Annotated in this window: 13 protein-coding genes; 10 read left to right on the top strand and 3 right to left on the bottom strand. The window is 62.2% G+C overall.

What is annotated here, in order from left to right; translation table 11 throughout:
• Positions 1 to 166: 166 nt before the first annotated feature.
• Positions 167 to 1,222 (bottom strand): LacI family DNA-binding transcriptional regulator, encoded by a 1,056-nt coding sequence (locus KGA89_RS27270; protein ID WP_223473019.1) that lies wholly within the window; start codon positions 1,220 to 1,222, stop codon positions 167 to 169.
• A gap of 128 nt (positions 1,223 to 1,350) precedes the next feature.
• Here KGA89_RS27270 and KGA89_RS27265 point away from each other — a divergent pair, with 128 nt between their 5' ends.
• The 3 genes from KGA89_RS27265 to KGA89_RS27255 are packed head-to-tail and all read left to right on the top strand — an operon-like array spanning position 1,351 to position 4,407.
• Positions 1,351 to 2,274: a TIM barrel protein gene (locus KGA89_RS27265; RefSeq protein ID WP_223473018.1), complete on the top strand. Its 924-nt coding sequence runs from the start codon at positions 1,351 to 1,353 to the stop codon at positions 2,272 to 2,274.
• A gap of 18 nt (positions 2,275 to 2,292) precedes the next feature.
• Positions 2,293 to 3,462 (top strand): Gfo/Idh/MocA family protein, encoded by a 1,170-nt coding sequence (locus tag KGA89_RS27260; RefSeq protein ID WP_223473017.1) that lies wholly within the window; start codon positions 2,293 to 2,295, stop codon positions 3,460 to 3,462.
• 42 nt (positions 3,463 to 3,504) lie between these two features.
• Entirely contained in the window at positions 3,505 to 4,407 is a 903-nt protein-coding gene (locus tag KGA89_RS27255) for a sugar phosphate isomerase/epimerase family protein (RefSeq protein WP_003201518.1), read from the top strand.
• Positions 4,408 to 4,416: 9 nt separating this feature from the next.
• On the opposite strand, the gene KGA89_RS27250 is transcribed toward KGA89_RS27255, so the two are convergent.
• Positions 4,417 to 4,875, bottom strand: a complete 459-nt coding sequence (locus tag KGA89_RS27250) for a metallophosphoesterase family protein (protein ID WP_003201516.1) — start codon at positions 4,873 to 4,875, stop codon at positions 4,417 to 4,419.
• A 127-nt stretch (positions 4,876 to 5,002) separates the two neighbouring features.
• On the opposite strand from KGA89_RS27250, the gene KGA89_RS27245 reads away from it, so the two are divergent.
• The 3 genes from KGA89_RS27245 to KGA89_RS27235 all read left to right on the top strand — a co-directional run bounded on the left by KGA89_RS27245 (position 5,003) and on the right by KGA89_RS27235 (position 10,655).
• Positions 5,003 to 6,571 carry a sensor domain-containing diguanylate cyclase gene (locus KGA89_RS27245; protein ID WP_223473016.1) on the top strand — a complete coding sequence of 523 codons (1,569 nt, stop codon included), beginning with the start codon at positions 5,003 to 5,005 and terminating at the stop codon, positions 6,569 to 6,571.
• A gap of 118 nt (positions 6,572 to 6,689) precedes the next feature.
• The gene (locus tag KGA89_RS27240; protein WP_223473015.1) at positions 6,690 to 8,690 is read left to right on the top strand and encodes a peptidase U32 family protein; all 2,001 of its coding nucleotides are present in this window, start codon (positions 6,690 to 6,692) and stop codon (positions 8,688 to 8,690) included.
• Between the two features lie 225 nt (positions 8,691 to 8,915).
• On the top strand, positions 8,916 to 10,655 hold the full coding sequence (locus KGA89_RS27235; RefSeq protein WP_223473014.1) for a dipeptidase: 1,740 nt from the start codon (positions 8,916 to 8,918) through the stop codon (positions 10,653 to 10,655).
• A 183-nt stretch (positions 10,656 to 10,838) separates the two neighbouring features.
• Here KGA89_RS27235 and KGA89_RS27230 read toward each other — a convergent pair whose 3' ends face one another.
• Positions 10,839 to 11,066 (bottom strand): DUF3079 domain-containing protein, encoded by a 228-nt coding sequence (locus KGA89_RS27230; protein ID WP_027911723.1) that lies wholly within the window; start codon positions 11,064 to 11,066, stop codon positions 10,839 to 10,841.
• A 204-nt stretch (positions 11,067 to 11,270) separates the two neighbouring features.
• On the opposite strand from KGA89_RS27230, the gene KGA89_RS27225 reads away from it, so the two are divergent.
• Genes KGA89_RS27225 through KGA89_RS27210 form a run of 4 tightly spaced genes read left to right on the top strand, consistent with a single transcriptional unit; the run spans position 11,271 to position 14,398 of the window.
• The gene (locus tag KGA89_RS27225) at positions 11,271 to 11,801 is read left to right on the top strand and encodes an iron transporter (RefSeq protein ID WP_223473013.1); all 531 of its coding nucleotides are present in this window, start codon (positions 11,271 to 11,273) and stop codon (positions 11,799 to 11,801) included.
• A 2-nt stretch (positions 11,802 to 11,803) separates the two neighbouring features.
• Entirely contained in the window at positions 11,804 to 12,166 is a 363-nt protein-coding gene (locus KGA89_RS27220) for a cupredoxin domain-containing protein (protein WP_223473012.1), read from the top strand.
• A 22-nt stretch (positions 12,167 to 12,188) separates the two neighbouring features.
• Positions 12,189 to 13,043, top strand: a complete 855-nt coding sequence (locus tag KGA89_RS27215) for an FTR1 family protein (RefSeq protein WP_027911725.1) — start codon at positions 12,189 to 12,191, stop codon at positions 13,041 to 13,043.
• On the top strand, positions 13,031 to 14,398 hold the full coding sequence (locus KGA89_RS27210; RefSeq protein WP_223473011.1) for a 4Fe-4S binding protein: 1,368 nt from the start codon (positions 13,031 to 13,033) through the stop codon (positions 14,396 to 14,398). Before KGA89_RS27215 ends, KGA89_RS27210 begins: the two co-directional genes overlap by 13 nt.
• The last annotated feature ends 440 nt before the right edge of the window (positions 14,399 to 14,838 follow it).

The raw sequence follows: 14,838 nt of genomic DNA, 5'->3' as shown, positions 1-14,838 counted from the left end.
TGAATTCCTTATTGGCGCTTTGGGTAGAAAGGGCGGGACGAGAAGTCTCCCACGGTCCGTACTGGCTAGAGTCGGAATCGAGCTTTTAGTCCCGCCCACCCCTTCAAGTCTAAACATACAAGCGAGCTTGCTCGCGATAGCGATGGCTCAGACTGCAATCAAACAGTCAGGTGCTTTCCGGCACATCGATCTGAAGCGGCACCACCCGCTTCGGTGCCGGTCCGGGCGGCGTAGCAGTCGCCGCTTCCACCAGGGCTTCGACTGCCTGTTCGGCCATGGTCACGACGGGATGAGAAAGTACCGCCTGGACCAGCCCCGTCTTCAACGCTTCGCGTGTCAACGGCGTCAGGTCGTGGCACACCACTACGGGTAAGCGAATCTGCTGTTCCTGGAGGCTGCGCAAGGCCCGTAACACGCCGGCGATGCCACCACCGGCCACATAAAGCCCCACCAGGTCAGGCTCTGCGGTGAGTAAGTCCAGCGTGTTGCCGTACGCGAACTCATCGTCCTCCAGCGTCAGGCGCGACGCGAGCAGCTCCCATTCGCTGGAGTGCTCGGCCAGATAACTGCGAAAGCTCAGCTCACACAATTCCTGGCACTGGAAACGCTGGCTGCTGAGCATGACGGCTGCCGCCCCGGGTCGACTCGCCAGACGGCTGATGAACCAGCCCGCCGTGCGGCCCGTAAGTCGATTGTCCAACCCGACATACCCCGTGCCGCTGGCGGTGGACAGCTCCGACAGCAGCGCCACCACCGAAACACCTGTCTCGCGCAATTGCGCAACCGCCTCCCGGACCCGGGGATGATCCACCGCCACCACGCCCAGCCCGTCCACTTGATCGCGCAGGGCCAGGATGCGTTGCGCCACGATGACCGGGTCGAGGTCGTCCAAATAGCCGATGACCACGCGGATCCGTGCTCGCGTGCAGGTCGCGGCAGCGTTCGACAACGCGTGGGCAAGCCCTTGGTAAAAAGGCACACCACTTTTCTGCAACAGGAAGCCAAGCCGCAAGGTCGGGCGGTCGTTGAGCACCCGCTGTTCGATAACGCCCTTGGCATGGAACCCCAACCGCGCGGCCGCCGCGGCAATGCGTTGGGCCGTGTCGGCGCGCACGTCGGCGCGCAGGTTCAGCACCCGGTCGACGGTCGACAGGCTGACCCCGGCTTCCCGGGCGACATCAGCCATGGTGGGGCGAAGCATTCGGCGTGGCTTTTCTGACATGTTTTGACACCTCCGCCAGGCATCATGAGGGGTTTTGACAGATTAAGCCAACCCCCCATGGCCCCCTCCCCGGCAACGCAATAGCATCAGGTCCAGCCCATAACAATAAACACAGCCGGAGTGCTTCCATGGCCATTCACATCTGTACAGCGCCCTGCTGTTGGGGCGTCGACGACGTCAAGAACCCGTTCCTGCCACCGTGGCGCCGGGTACTTGGCGAAGCGGCCGAGGCCGGTTATCGCGGCATTGAACTGGGGCCCTATGGTTACTTGCCCCTGGACGCCGAAGGCGTAGGCCCGGCCTTGTCCGAACATGGCCTGCACGTGGTTGCCGGGACGATTTTCGACGACTTGGTCAACCCCGCCAACCTGCCTGAACTGCTGCGCCAGGCCCACGACATCTGCACGCTGCTCAAGCAGTTGCCCCCCATGGAAAAACAGCTCGGCCAACGCTTCGCCGGGCCCTACCTGGTGATCATCGACTGGGGCCACGAGGCACGCGACTACGCAGCCGGTCACTCGGACCGCGCCCCGCGCCTGGACGATGCACGCTGGAACACAATGATGGCGCACATCCGCGCCATCGCCGACATCGCCTGGCATCAATACGGCATCCGCGCCGTCATCCATCCCCACGCCGGTGGCTACATCGAGTTCGCCGACGAGTTGGCGCGCCTGGTGGACGACATTCCCGATGAGGTCGCCGGGCTGTGCCTGGACACCGGGCATCTCTATTACGCGGGCATGGACCCGGTCGCGTCGCTGCGCACCTACGCCCATCGCCTGGACTACCTGCACTTCAAGGACATCGACCCGGTGGTGTTCGACCAGGTGCTGAACGAACACATTCGCTTCTTCGCCGCCTGCGCCCGGGGCGTGATGTGCCCCATCGGGCGCGGCGTCATCGATTACCCGGCGCTGCACAGCCTGGTGCATGAACTGGGTTATGTGGGCTGCATCACCGTCGAACAGGAGCGTGACCCGCGCAACGCCGGGAGTAGCCTCGACGACGTGGCCGCCAGCCGCGCCTACCTGGCCCGCATCGGTTTCTGATCACACAAGGACAACGTCATGATCAACGGCAGCAAAACAATCACGCGGCCCATCCGTTGGGCCATGGTCGGTGGCGGCGAGCACAGCCAGATCGGCTACATCCACCGCTCGGCCGCCCTGCGCGACCGGAATTTCGAGTTGGTCGCCGCGGCGCTGGATATCGACCCTGCACGCGGCCAAGCCTTTGGTGAGCAACTGGGTATCGAGCCCCAGCGCTGCTATTCGGACTACCTCAGCCTGTTCGAGCTGGAAGCACAACGTCCCGATGGGATTGAAGCGGTGTCGATCGCCACGCCCAATGGCACCCACTACGCCATCACCCGGGCCGCCCTGGAAGCCGGGCTGCATGTGGTCTGCGAGAAACCGCTGTGCTTTACCCTCGAGCAGGCCGAGGCGCTGCGCACCCTGGCGCAAGCCAAGGGACGCATCGTTGGCTTGACCTACGGCTATGCCGGGCACCAGTTGATCGAACAGGCCCGCGCGATGATCGCGGCGCAGGCACTGGGCGAGATCCGCATGGTGCACATGCAGTTTGCCCATGGTTTTCACAGCGCACCGGTGGAGGCGCAGAACCAGGCCACCCAGTGGCGCGTCGACCCGCGCCAGGCCGGGCCCAGCTACGTGCTGGGGGATGTCGGCACGCACCCGTTGTATTTGTCCAAGGTGATGCTGCCCGATCTCAAGATCAAACGCTTGATGTGCAGCCGACAAAGCTTCGTCGCGAGCCGCGCCCCGTTGGAAGACAACGCCTACACCTTGATGGAATACGAAGGCGGCGCCATGGGCATGGTCTGGTCCAGCGCCGTGAATGCCGGTTCCATGCACGGGCAGAAAATCCGCGTGATCGGCTCCCGGGCCAGCCTTGAATGGTGGGACGAGCGGCCCAACCAGTTGAGCTTCGAGATCCAGGGCCAGCCGGCGCAGACCCTGGAACGCGGCATGGGCTACCTGCACGCCGACGCGCTGCAGGACGACCGCATCGGTGGCGGCCACCCCGAAGGGCTGTTCGAAGCCTGGTCCAATCTCTATCGCCGCTTCGCCCTGGCCATGGATGCGGCGAACCGTGGCGACAGCGAGGCACTGGCGGCCCTGCGCTACCCCGACATCGTTGCCGGCGTGGAAGGCGTGCGCTGGGTCGAACGCTGTGTGGAATCAGCCAACCTGGATTCAACCTGGGTCGCCTATTGACCCCTCGCCACGGTAATGAGCATTACTTAACGGAGAACAACAATGAAAATCGCCCTCGACCCCTACATGCACCGCCACTTGAGTCTGCCGGACTTGTGCCGCAAGACCGCCGAGCTCGGTTTCGAATACCTCGAACTGTCGCCACGGGAAGATTTCCTGCCCTGGTGGGTACGCCCCCGCGCCCACAAGGAACGCATCGCCGAATTCAAGAAAGCCCTGCGCGACCACGATCTGCAACTGGCCTCGCTACTGCCGATGTATCGCTGGGCCAGCCCCCACGAAGACGAACGCCGGGCGGCGGTGAACTATTGGAAGGAAGCCATCCAGATCGCCGTGGAAATGGGTTGCACCACCATGAACTCGGAGTTTGGCCGTGGGCCGTCGCCTGATCGCGGGCATAAAGTCAGTTGCTGCGGTGGCGTGCACAGCCACGAGTCAAGCGAAGCGGCCTGGTGGCGTTCGATGGAAGAACTGGTGCCGATCCTGGAAGCGGAAGGCGTCACGCTGAACGTCGAGCCTCACCCGGAGGACTGGTGCGAGACCCTGCACCCGGCCCTCGACATGCTCAAGACCCTCGGCTCGGACAACGTCAAGTTCCTCTATTGCACGCCGCACACCTTCTATTTCGGCGATGACATGAAAGCCATGATCGCCGAGGCCGGGTCGATGATCGCCCATGTCCACATCGCCGACACCTACAACCACAAAGCCTCGTCCGGCCTGCGCTACATCGTCAACCCGCCCGGCGCCAAGGTCACCGTCCACCAGCACATGGACATGCACCAGGGCGAGATCGACTGGGACCTGTTCTTCAGTGAACTGGCCAAGACCGGCTTCGACGGCATCGTCACCGCTTGCGTGTTCGGCTGGGAAGAACGGGCGGATGAGTCCGGGCGCTTCATGCGCAAGGAAATCCAGTCCTACGTCGACAAATACTTCAAGTAAGCGTGTTCATTATTCCAACAACCGGACCAGCTGCGGCTCGATCGCACTAGCGCTCACCTCGACCAACGCCAGCGTCACCGGCAGCGTGAACCGCCGCCGGCCGGCGCTGCCTGGGTTCAGGTACAGCCGGTCGCCACGCCATTCGATGCCCGGTTTGTGGGAATGGCCGCTGATCACCCACTTCACGCCCGGGTCCAGCGAGTCCTGTACATCGGCGATGTCGTGAACCAGCAACACCTGCCATCCACACAGGTCGAATTGCAGGCGGTCAGCAAGCGGCCCAGCCCAATCGGCCCCCAGGTCGTTATTGCCGCGCACCACGTGCAATGGCGCAATCGACGCCAATTGATCCAGAATCTCGGGGCCACCTATGTCACCGGCATGGATGATCCGCTCACACCCTTGCAATGCTGTCAGCGCTTGCGGGCGGAGCAGACCGTGGGTGTCGGAAATGACGCCAACTTTCATGAAATCTTTCTCCCCAATCGTGTATCGCCGGTTGTACCTGCTTCGTCGTAGCGAGCTAACGTGCTGAAATCGAATAAGATAGGCTGCGCATCAATAATGCGCAGACCCGTCGTAAAAGGAAATGTTGATGCTCGGACGCAAACGGCCAGAGCCAAAGATTGAAAACACTGATGAGGACTTTTCTCCCCAGAGCGCACGGGCTGGAGCGGCATTGCGCCTGACCGTGAGTTTCATGCTGGTGGTCATCATCGCGTTTCTGGCCGTCGAAGGCTGGCGCACCTGGCGGGATTATCGCGCGGCCTTTTCGTCCGCCCAGGATTCGGTGACGAACCTGGCACGGGCGACGGCCCAGCACGCCGAAGACACCATCCGACAAGTGGATGTGGTCACCGCCGCACTCAGTGAACGGGTGGAAGGCGATGGCCTGCAGAACATGGACGTTGCGCGCATCCATAAGCTATTGGTGCAACAGGCCGCCATCATGCCGCAACTGCATGGGCTGTTTATCTATGGCCCGGACGGCCAATGGCTGGTAACGGACAAGGAAGTCATTCCGGAAACGGCGAACAACGCCGACCGCGACTACTTCCAATATCACCGTACCCACGAGGACCGGGGCGTGCGCATCGGCGAAGTGATCAAGAGCCGGTCCACCAACGACCTGATCATTCCGGTGTCCCGTCGCTTGAACAATCCCGACGGCTCGTTCGCCGGTGTGCTGCTCGGAACGGTCAAGGTCAGCTATTTCGTCGACTACTACGGCGACTTCAAGATCGACGACAAGGGTGCGCTGGTCCTGGCGACACGCAGCGGAACCATCCTGGTACGGCGCCCCTTCGTCGAATCAGTGATCGGCAAGAGCCTGGTCAACAGCGTGATCTTCAGGAACTACCTGCCCACGTCGAACCAGGGCATCGCGGAGGCCAGGGCCGTGGTCGACGATACCGAGCGCCTGTATGGCTTTCGGGCCTTGACCACCTACCCGTTGGTGGTGGAGGCCGGGTTGTCGCGCGAGTCCATCATCGCTCCGTGGCGGCGCGACCTGTTCAAGACCAGCATCGTGCTGATTTTCCTGATCATGATCCTCGTCGGCTTCGGGCTCATCGTGCTGAGCCAGTTGCGCCACCGGATGACCATGGAAAAGCAGATCCGCAGCGCCCACCAGACCATGCGCGACATGGCGCTGACCGACAGCCTGACCGGGCTGGGCAACCGCAGGCGGCTGGACATCGCGTTGGCCGACGAGATTCGCCTGGCCAAGCGCCAGGGTTCTTCCCTGGCGTTGATCATGCTCGACGTCGACTACTTCAAGCGTTTCAACGACAGATACGGCCATGCTGCCGGCGACGACTGCCTGCGCGCGATTGCCACCGCGGTCAGGCAGACCATCAAAAGGCCGGGCGACCTGGCGGTCCGGTATGGCGGTGAAGAGTTCACCGTGTTACTGCCCAACACCGACAGCACGGGTGCCGCCAAGGTCGCGCAGCAAATCCTCGAAGCTGTCAGGGCCATGAACATTGAACATGGCGATCATCCCTTGGGCATCGTGACCATCAGCGCGGGCATCACCACCAGCCAGCCGAGCGGCGAGGACGTAACCCCGGCCATGCTGATCAAGGCGGCGGACGCCTTCCTGTACCTGGCCAAGAACACCGGGCGCAACCGTTGGTGCAGCGCCGACTCGACGCCTGGGTGAACCCCGCGGGACCGCCGCGCATCGGTCAAGATCGAGCAAACCCAAGTCCACAGGTGCCTGCAAGGCGCCTGGCGGCTACAATGCTCGCTTCGACCGTGACCAGCCTGACTAAAAACAAATGTCCTTGCCCAAACATCATCTGGAATTGCTCAGCCCCGCCCGCGACGTGACCATCGCCCGCGAGGCCATCCTGCATGGCGCCGACGCCGTGTACATCGGTGGCCCGAGTTTCGGCGCGCGTCACAACGCTTGCAACGAAGTGGGCGATATTGCCCGGCTGGTGGAGTTCGCCCATCGCTACCACGCCCGTGTGTTCACGACCATCAACACCATCTTGCATGACAACGAGCTGGAACCGGCCCGCCAACTGATCCACCAGTTGTACGATGCCGGCGTCGATGCGCTGATCGTCCAGGACCTTGGGGTGATGGAGCTGGATATTCCGCCCATCGAGCTGCATGCCAGCACCCAGACCGACATCCGCACCCTGGCCCGGGCAAAGTTCCTCGACCAGGCCGGTTTCTCGCAACTGGTATTGGCCCGTGAGCTGAACCTGCAGGAAATCCGAGCCATTGCCGATGAGACCGACGCGGCCATCGAGTTCTTCATCCACGGCGCGCTGTGCGTGGCGTTTTCCGGCCAGTGCAACATCTCCCATGCCCAGAACGGCCGCAGCGCCAACCGTGGCGACTGCTCCCAGGCCTGTCGCCTGCCCTACACCCTCAAGGACGACCAGGGCCGGGTGGTCGCCTACGAAAAACACCTGCTGTCGATGAAAGACAACAACCAGAGCGCCAACATCCGCGCCCTGGTCGAAGCCGGCGTGCGCTCATTCAAGATCGAAGGCCGCTACAAGGACATGGGTTATGTGAAGAACATCACCGCCTATTACCGCCAGCGCCTGGACGATGTCCTCGAAGACCGTCCGGAGCTGGCCCGCGCGTCCAGCGGCCGCACCGCGCACTTCTTCGTCCCCGACCCGGACAAGACCTTCCACCGTGGCAGCACCGACTATTTCGTCAGCGAACGCAAGATCGACATTGGCGCCTTCGATTCGCCGACCTTTACCGGCGTGCCGGTGGGCGTGGTGGAAAAAGTCGGCAAGCGCGACCTGCAAGTGGTGACCTTCGATCCGCTGTCCAACGGCGACGGCCTCAATGTGCTGGTCAAGCGCGAAGTCGTCGGTTTCCGCGCCAACATCGCCGAGCCCAAGGGTGAGTTCGAAGAGGACGGCCAGAAGCGTTACCGCTACCGCGTCGAACCCAACGAGATGCCGGCCGGCATGTACCAGTTGCGCCCCAACCACCCGTTGAGCCGCAACCTGGACCACAACTGGCAGCAGGCGTTGCTCAAGACGTCCTCCGAACGCCGCGTCGGCCTGGCCTGGGTTGCACGCCTGCGCGAAGAGCGCCTGGAGCTGACCGCCACCAGCGAAGAAGGCATCAACGCCAGCGTCGCCCTGGACGGGCCGTTCGGCGTGGCCAACAAGCCGGAACAGGCCCTGGAGCAATTGCACGACCTGCTCGGCCAACTGGGCACCACCGAATACCACGCCACCGCGATCGAGCTGGATGCGCCCCAGGCGTTCTTCATCCCCAACTCGCAGCTCAAGGCGTTGCGCCGCGAAGCCATCGAAGCCCTGACCGCCGCCCGCATCAAAGCCCACCCACGCGGTGGCCGCAAGGCCGAGACCAACCCGCCGCCGGTGTACCCGGAGTCGCACCTGTCGTTCCTGGCCAACGTCTACAACCAGAAGGCCCGGGACTTCTATCATCGTCACGGCGTCAAGCTGATCGACGCGGCGTTCGAGGCCCACGAGGAAACGGGTGAAGTGCCGGTGATGATCACCAAGCACTGTCTGCGCTTCTCGTTCAACCTCTGCCCCAAGCAGGCCAAGGGCGTCACTGGCGTGCGCACCAAGGTGGCACCGATGCAACTGATACACGGTGATGAAGTGCTGACGCTGAAGTTCGACTGCAAACCCTGCGAAATGCATGTGGTCGGCAAGATCAAGGGACACATCCTGGACCTTCCATTGCCCGGCAGCACGGCGCAGCCCGTGGTCGGTCACATCAGCCCTGAAGACCTGCTCAAGACGATCCCCCGCGCCCCGCATTAAACCAATACCCAGCCATGCCCATGTGGGAGCAAACTTGCTCCCACAGGGTTTTTCGGGTGTTTGATGGCCCTGCGCCATTTTTCATTTCTGCGCCGTTTTTGCTTCGCGGTGCGACAGATTCTCCTGCAGGACTCCCCCACCACTTCCTCGCGGTGTTAGGTTGCAACGGTTTGTGTCATCAAATCAGACACTTCCCTCCTACCGCCTGCCAAGGAATGCCCAGCAATGGACTTCTCGCTCAAACATCTGGCCGTGACCACCCTGCTGTTGTCCAGCCTCGCTTCGATCACCACACCAGCATTCGCCAACATCAGCGCCCAACAGGGCGCAGCCATCGTCAAAACCTTCTCCAACACCTCAGTTACCGATTTCAGGCAGTTCCTGGCCGACGTGGCCAAGAGCGACCTGGACAAAGCCGCCAACCTCGGCCCGGCCATCAGCGCGTTCCAAGGCAACACAACCCTTTCGGCTGAACAGCAGAATGAAATCCATCGCCTGCTGGGCCTCTATGCCCGAGTGAAATACGGCCAAGCGGCCACCGAGACACTGAAGGAACTGGTCGCCATCCCGACTTTTCGCAAGGACGGCGTTGCCCAGCACGAGAATCCGGAGTTTCTCAAGATCGCCGACAAGATCAAAAGCCTGGCCGAGGCGTTCAACCTCAACTTCCGTAACATCGACAACCGTGTCTATGAGATTTCCCTCGAAGGCAGCGGCGACGAAGTCGTGGGCATTCACGCCCATGCCGACGTGGTGCCGGTAACGCCGGATAACTGGGTGTTGAAAGATGGCACTCGCCTCGACCCGTTCAAGGTCACCCAGGTGGGCGACCGCATGTATGGCCGCGGTACCGAGGACGACAAGAACGGCATCGTGGTCGCGCTCTATGCCATGAAAATCATCAAGGAAGAGAAACTGCCGCTGGCGCGCAACTTCAAGCTACTGGTCGACACCACCGAGGAAACCACTGGCGACGCCATCCCCTATTATTTCGAACGCAACCCGACGCCCAATTACAACCTGGCGCTGGATGGCGGCTACCCCGTAGTGATTGCCGAGAAAGGCTATGGCACCGTCATGGCGAACTTCACCCGGCGCGCGGCACAGGGCAAGGGGGCAGAAATTACCGCGCTGACGGGCGGCCTGGCGACCAATCAGATTCCGTCGACGTCCGTTGCCACCTTCGCCAGCGACAAGCCCGCCGAACTGGCTGCCAGCCTGCTCAAAGCCGCTACCGACTATGCCAAGCGCAACGGTGGCAACTTCGAAGTGAGCACCCAGGTCGTCGGCAAGGACGTCCAACTTACCTTCACCGGCGTTTCCGCCCACTCCTCCGAACCCGAGTCAGGCGTCAACCCGGTGGCAAGGATGCTGGGGTTCATCAATGGCCTGGATGGCAAGGTCACGCTCAAACACAACCACATCACCGACGCCGCCCGCTATGCCGCTGACAACTGGGGGCTCGACTACCTGGGTAAAAAACTGGGAATCGGTTTTTCCGATGCCTTCATGGGCCCGCTGACCGCGTCCCTGACCTACATCGGCATGGATGAGAAGACCCTCAAGCTGGCGGTCAACCTGCGGGTGCCGGTGGGCAAGACCACGGAAGCCCTCAAGACTGAAATCGCCGGCAAACTGGCCGCCTGGAGCAAGAAATCCCACATTGCGGTGGCCTTCGACTATTCCATTGACGAGCCGATGTACCGCAACCCTGAGGGTGAATGGGTCAAGGCGCTGCTGGCCGTGGCAAGTGAAAACCTCGGTATGGAACACAAATACGGCACCTCTGCCGGCGCCACTTCGGTTCATGACTTGCCCAATGGCGTGCAATTCGGCCTGGCCATGCCCGACGTCAAGTACACCGGTCACAACGACAACGAGTTCAAGACAGTCGAGCAATTCCTGCTGGACCTGCAGATCGTGACCGAGATGATGGGGCGGATCGGGCAGTTGCCGAAGTTGTAAAACACCGTGCCCTGAGAATGCTGCCGCTAGGGCGTAGGAACTGTGTAGGAGCTGTCGAGTGCAACGAGGCTGCGATCTTTCCCCTGACACTTGAATCTCAAGCGAAAGATCAAAGGGTCAAAAGATCGCAGGCTTCGCCAGCTCCTACGGCCCAGCAGGAGCAATCCCTGGCCACAGCTTTATTCATTCCTTCGGGTGAGTGGCGCTTGGATCGATGACCTTGGCGGTAATGTCGACCAGCTCCAGTCCCCAATCCCCGTGCAGGTACCAATCCTCCCCGATCATCTCGGCCGGGTGCATCGTTCGATCGGCGCCGTTGCCGCAGGCCAGCGCACTGGTCGGACAGTAACGATCACAACCCCAGCAAATGCGCTCGGGATGTTTGGGACTGATGGGAAAGGGCTTTGCCATAACGACCCCGTATAACTGATGGGTGTACCCGCACCCTACCGCGTCGGGGCGCAGTGCCCCTTGATCCCGATCAAGAACAACCGCGCAGGAACCAGTCGGCATTCGTCGTTGGAAAATTCGCGCTAAAAATTGACAAGAATCATTATTATTCGCAGCAAAGCTTCCTAGACTCGGCGCCATCGTTTAGCCAACCAGGAAGTCATCATGCGCACACTTGCAACTCTGCCTCTGGCCTTGCTGTTTCTCGCACCGCTGGCCCTGGCCAAGGAATACCCCATCGGCGAACCGCAACTGTGCCCAGGACTGGAGGTCGGTGCGGTGTATTTGCAGCCGATTGAAATGGCCCCGGCCGGGATGATGCGGGCCACGGCCGATTCCGACGTGCACCTGGAAGCCGACATCCGCGCCACGGCGGACAATAAGCAGGGCTTCCAGGAAGGCAGTTTCGTGCCCTACCTCAATGTGTCATTCCAACTGAAGAAACAAGGCAACGACACCGAGCTCAAGGGTGATTTCCACGCCATGGTCGCCAACGACGGGCCGCACTATGGCGACAACGTCAAGCTGCTCGGCCCTGGCAAATATCAACTGACATTCACTGTCCTGCCGCCTGGCGGCCATGGCTCCCTCGGTCGTCATACCGACAAGGAAACCGGCGTGGCGCCATGGTTCGAACGCTGCGAACTGCATTATGAATTCGTCTACGCCGGGATCGGTAAAAAAGGCGGGTACTGAGCATGAGCCGCTCATCCTGCCCACGGCACGTCACGACTCATCGACGCCTGGCCTGGTTGACGCTGGCCGGTTTGCTGCTGCCCTCGATCGCCCAAGCCGAACTGCCGACCTATGAGCTGAGCATACGCGACGGGCATTTCACGCCGTCGCAACTGGAAGTGCCGGCCGGGCAACGCTTCAAGATCGTGCTGAAGAACGTCGGCCAGGGCCCGGCGGAGTTCGAAAGCACGCCTTTGCGCGTCGAGAAAGTGCTCTCGCCCGGCGTCACGACCTTCGTGGTCATCCACCCGCTGCGCCCCGGGCACTATCCGTTTTTCGACGAATTCAATCCGCAACTGCCCGAGGGCGGGATTCTCGCCGAGTAATCGGTCAGCAGGAGGCGTTTGCATGACTCAATCGATGTTTATTGTCTGGCGCGAAAGCGTCGAGGCGTTGTTAGTGATCGGGATTCTCCAGGCCTGGGTCAGCCGACAACACCAGGCCAGCCAGCTGTTGCGCTATGTATGGACCGGCGCCGCGCTGGGCCTGTTGCTTTCGGGCGTGCTGGCCGGCCTGATCCTGCTGGCCGGCGAGGCCATGAGCGGGACGGCCAATGAATGGTTCCAGGCGTCGCTGGCTCTGGTCGCCAGCCTGCTGATCGTGCAGATGGTCGGCTGGATGCACCGAAACGCGAGGACGCTCAAGCATGACCTGACGCGCCACGCCGACCAGCGCCTGAGCCGTCAGGGCGGCCTGGGGCTGTTGGTGCTGGCGCTGCTGGCGGTCAGCCGCGAAGGCAGTGAAACCGTGGTGTTCCTGTATGGCGCCGGTGCGCGCCTGCAGGGGCCGCAACTGGGCTTGTTCGCCGTCGGTGCGCTGGCCGGGCTGGTGCTGTCGCTGCTGACCGTCTCCTTGCTGCACAGCAGTCGCCGGTTCATCTCATGGCCGCGTTTCTTTGCCATCAGCGAAGCGATCCTGCTGCTGTTGGGGGCAGCGTTGCTGGTCAGCGGTATCGAGCGGGTCGGCGGGCAACTGCTCGCGATGGATTGGCCTGAGGCGGTGTATCGCGGCATTGGCGACGCGCTGTGGGACAGTAGCGCGATACTCGACGACGGCCATGGCTTCGGCGGGTTCCTGGCGGACTTCACCGGGTATCGGGCCAGCCCGAGTGCGATGACGCTGCTGGTGTGGCTGGGCTATTGGGGCGTCGTCGCGGGCTGGCTGCGGCCGCGCAAGGCGGAAAACCTGCCATGCCCGACCTGAACCCCTGGCTCCAACGCCTGGGCGACGGCATGCGGCGCCACGGTGCAACCATTCGTGCCGTGCAATGGACGGTGGTGCTGTTCTACGCGGTGCTGCTGGTGGTGCCGGCCCTGCTGCCATTGCCCAACAGCCAGGCACGCCTGTTCGACAATCTCACACTGCTGGCACAGTTTCTGTTCTGGGGCCTGTGGTGGCCGTTCGTGTTGCTGTCGATCGTGTTGTTCGGGCGGCTCTGGTGTGGCGTGCTGTGTCCGGAAGGCGCCCTGAGTGAGTGGGCCAGCCAGTACGGCAAGGGCTTCGGGGTGCCGCGCGGATTGCGCTGGGCTGGCTGGCCCACCTTGGCGTTCTGCCTGACCACACTCTACGGTCAATTGATCAGCGTCTACGACTACGCCCAGGCTGCATTGCTGATCCTGGGCGGCTCGACCGTCGCCGCGGTGATCGTTGGCCTGTTGTTCGCCCGGGGCAAGCGGGTGTGGTGCCGTTACCTGTGCCCGGTCAGCGGCGTCTTTTCCCTGCTTGCTCGCTTGGCGCCGGTGCACTTTCAGGTGGACGAACAACGCTGGCTGGAAAACCCCGCACCGCGTCGCCCTCCTCCCAACTGCGCGCCCTTGCTGGACATCCGCCGCATGCGTGGCGCCGCCGATTGCCACGCCTGTGGTCGCTGCAGCGGCCAGCGCGATGCGGTGCGCCTGATTGCCCGCTCCAGCAGCGAAGAAATCCTGCACTCGACAGCTGACACCCTCTCGCCATGGGATGTTCGTTTGCTGTTGTTCGGTGTCATCGGCCTGGCCATGGGCGCCTTCCAGTGGACTGTCAGCCCATGGTTCATCGACCTCAAGCAAAGCCTGGCCCAATGGCTGGTCAGTCATGATTGGCTCTGGGCACTCCAGGACAACGCGCCGTGGTGGCTGTTGACGCACTATCCGCAACTCAATGACAGTTTCAGTTGGCTCGACGGTTTTTGCATCGTCGCGTACCTGGGCATGAGTGCACTGCTGATAGGCACTTCACTGATGCTGCTGATGCGCCTGGCGGCACGCCTCTCGGGTGACAACACACAATATCCGCCCTTAGCCATCACCCTGACGCCCCTCGGCGGTGCTGGGTTGTTCCTCGGCTTGTCGGCCACCACGGTCAAACTGCTGCGCTATGAAGGACTGCTGCTGGAATGGGTACAACCGGCACGGGCCGGGTTGCTGGTAGCGGCGATAGCCTGGAGTTTATGGCTGGGCTGGAAACGCCTGCAGCAGACGCAGACTCCAGCGATCCAACGATTGCCAGCCATGGCATGCCTGGTCATGGCCAGCAGCCTGGTGGGTTATGGCTGGTGGCTGCAGTTCTGGGGATGGTGATGTGTTCACAACACCCTGTGGGAGCGAGCTTGCTCGCGATGAGGCCGGCACATTCAACATCACCAAAGACTGACACACCGCCATCGCGAGCAAGCTCGCTCCCACAGGGGAAACGCGGTCCCACCAAGAACTAGGTCGGCTATAAGGCCGCCTCGCGGTGGATGTTGATCTCGGCGCCCCGTTAACCACGCTGGCTGAACGAAGGTATTGCGCAGTGGGCAACCCGGCATGGATGCCGGGTTAGCCGCGCTGGGCCATGGATGGCCCTTCGCGGCGGCCCTCGGAGCAATGCCTTCGTTCAGGCATGCCGAGCCTAGGCGAGGCACCGAGTGGTGGGGCAAAAGCGCTTTGGTTACTTTCGCGCTTTTCGAAAGTGACCCGCCGTAAGGGCGGAACCATAAGCCGCCGTTACCTAAATAACGGATATACCCCCCAAAAGC

It is taken from the genome of Pseudomonas sp. A-RE-22, assembly GCF_019956035.1.
Classification (GTDB): domain Bacteria; phylum Pseudomonadota; class Gammaproteobacteria; order Pseudomonadales; family Pseudomonadaceae; genus Aquipseudomonas; species Aquipseudomonas brassicacearum.
Note: the sequence above shows the minus strand (reverse complement) of the source record. Positions and strands in the feature narration are given on the sequence as shown.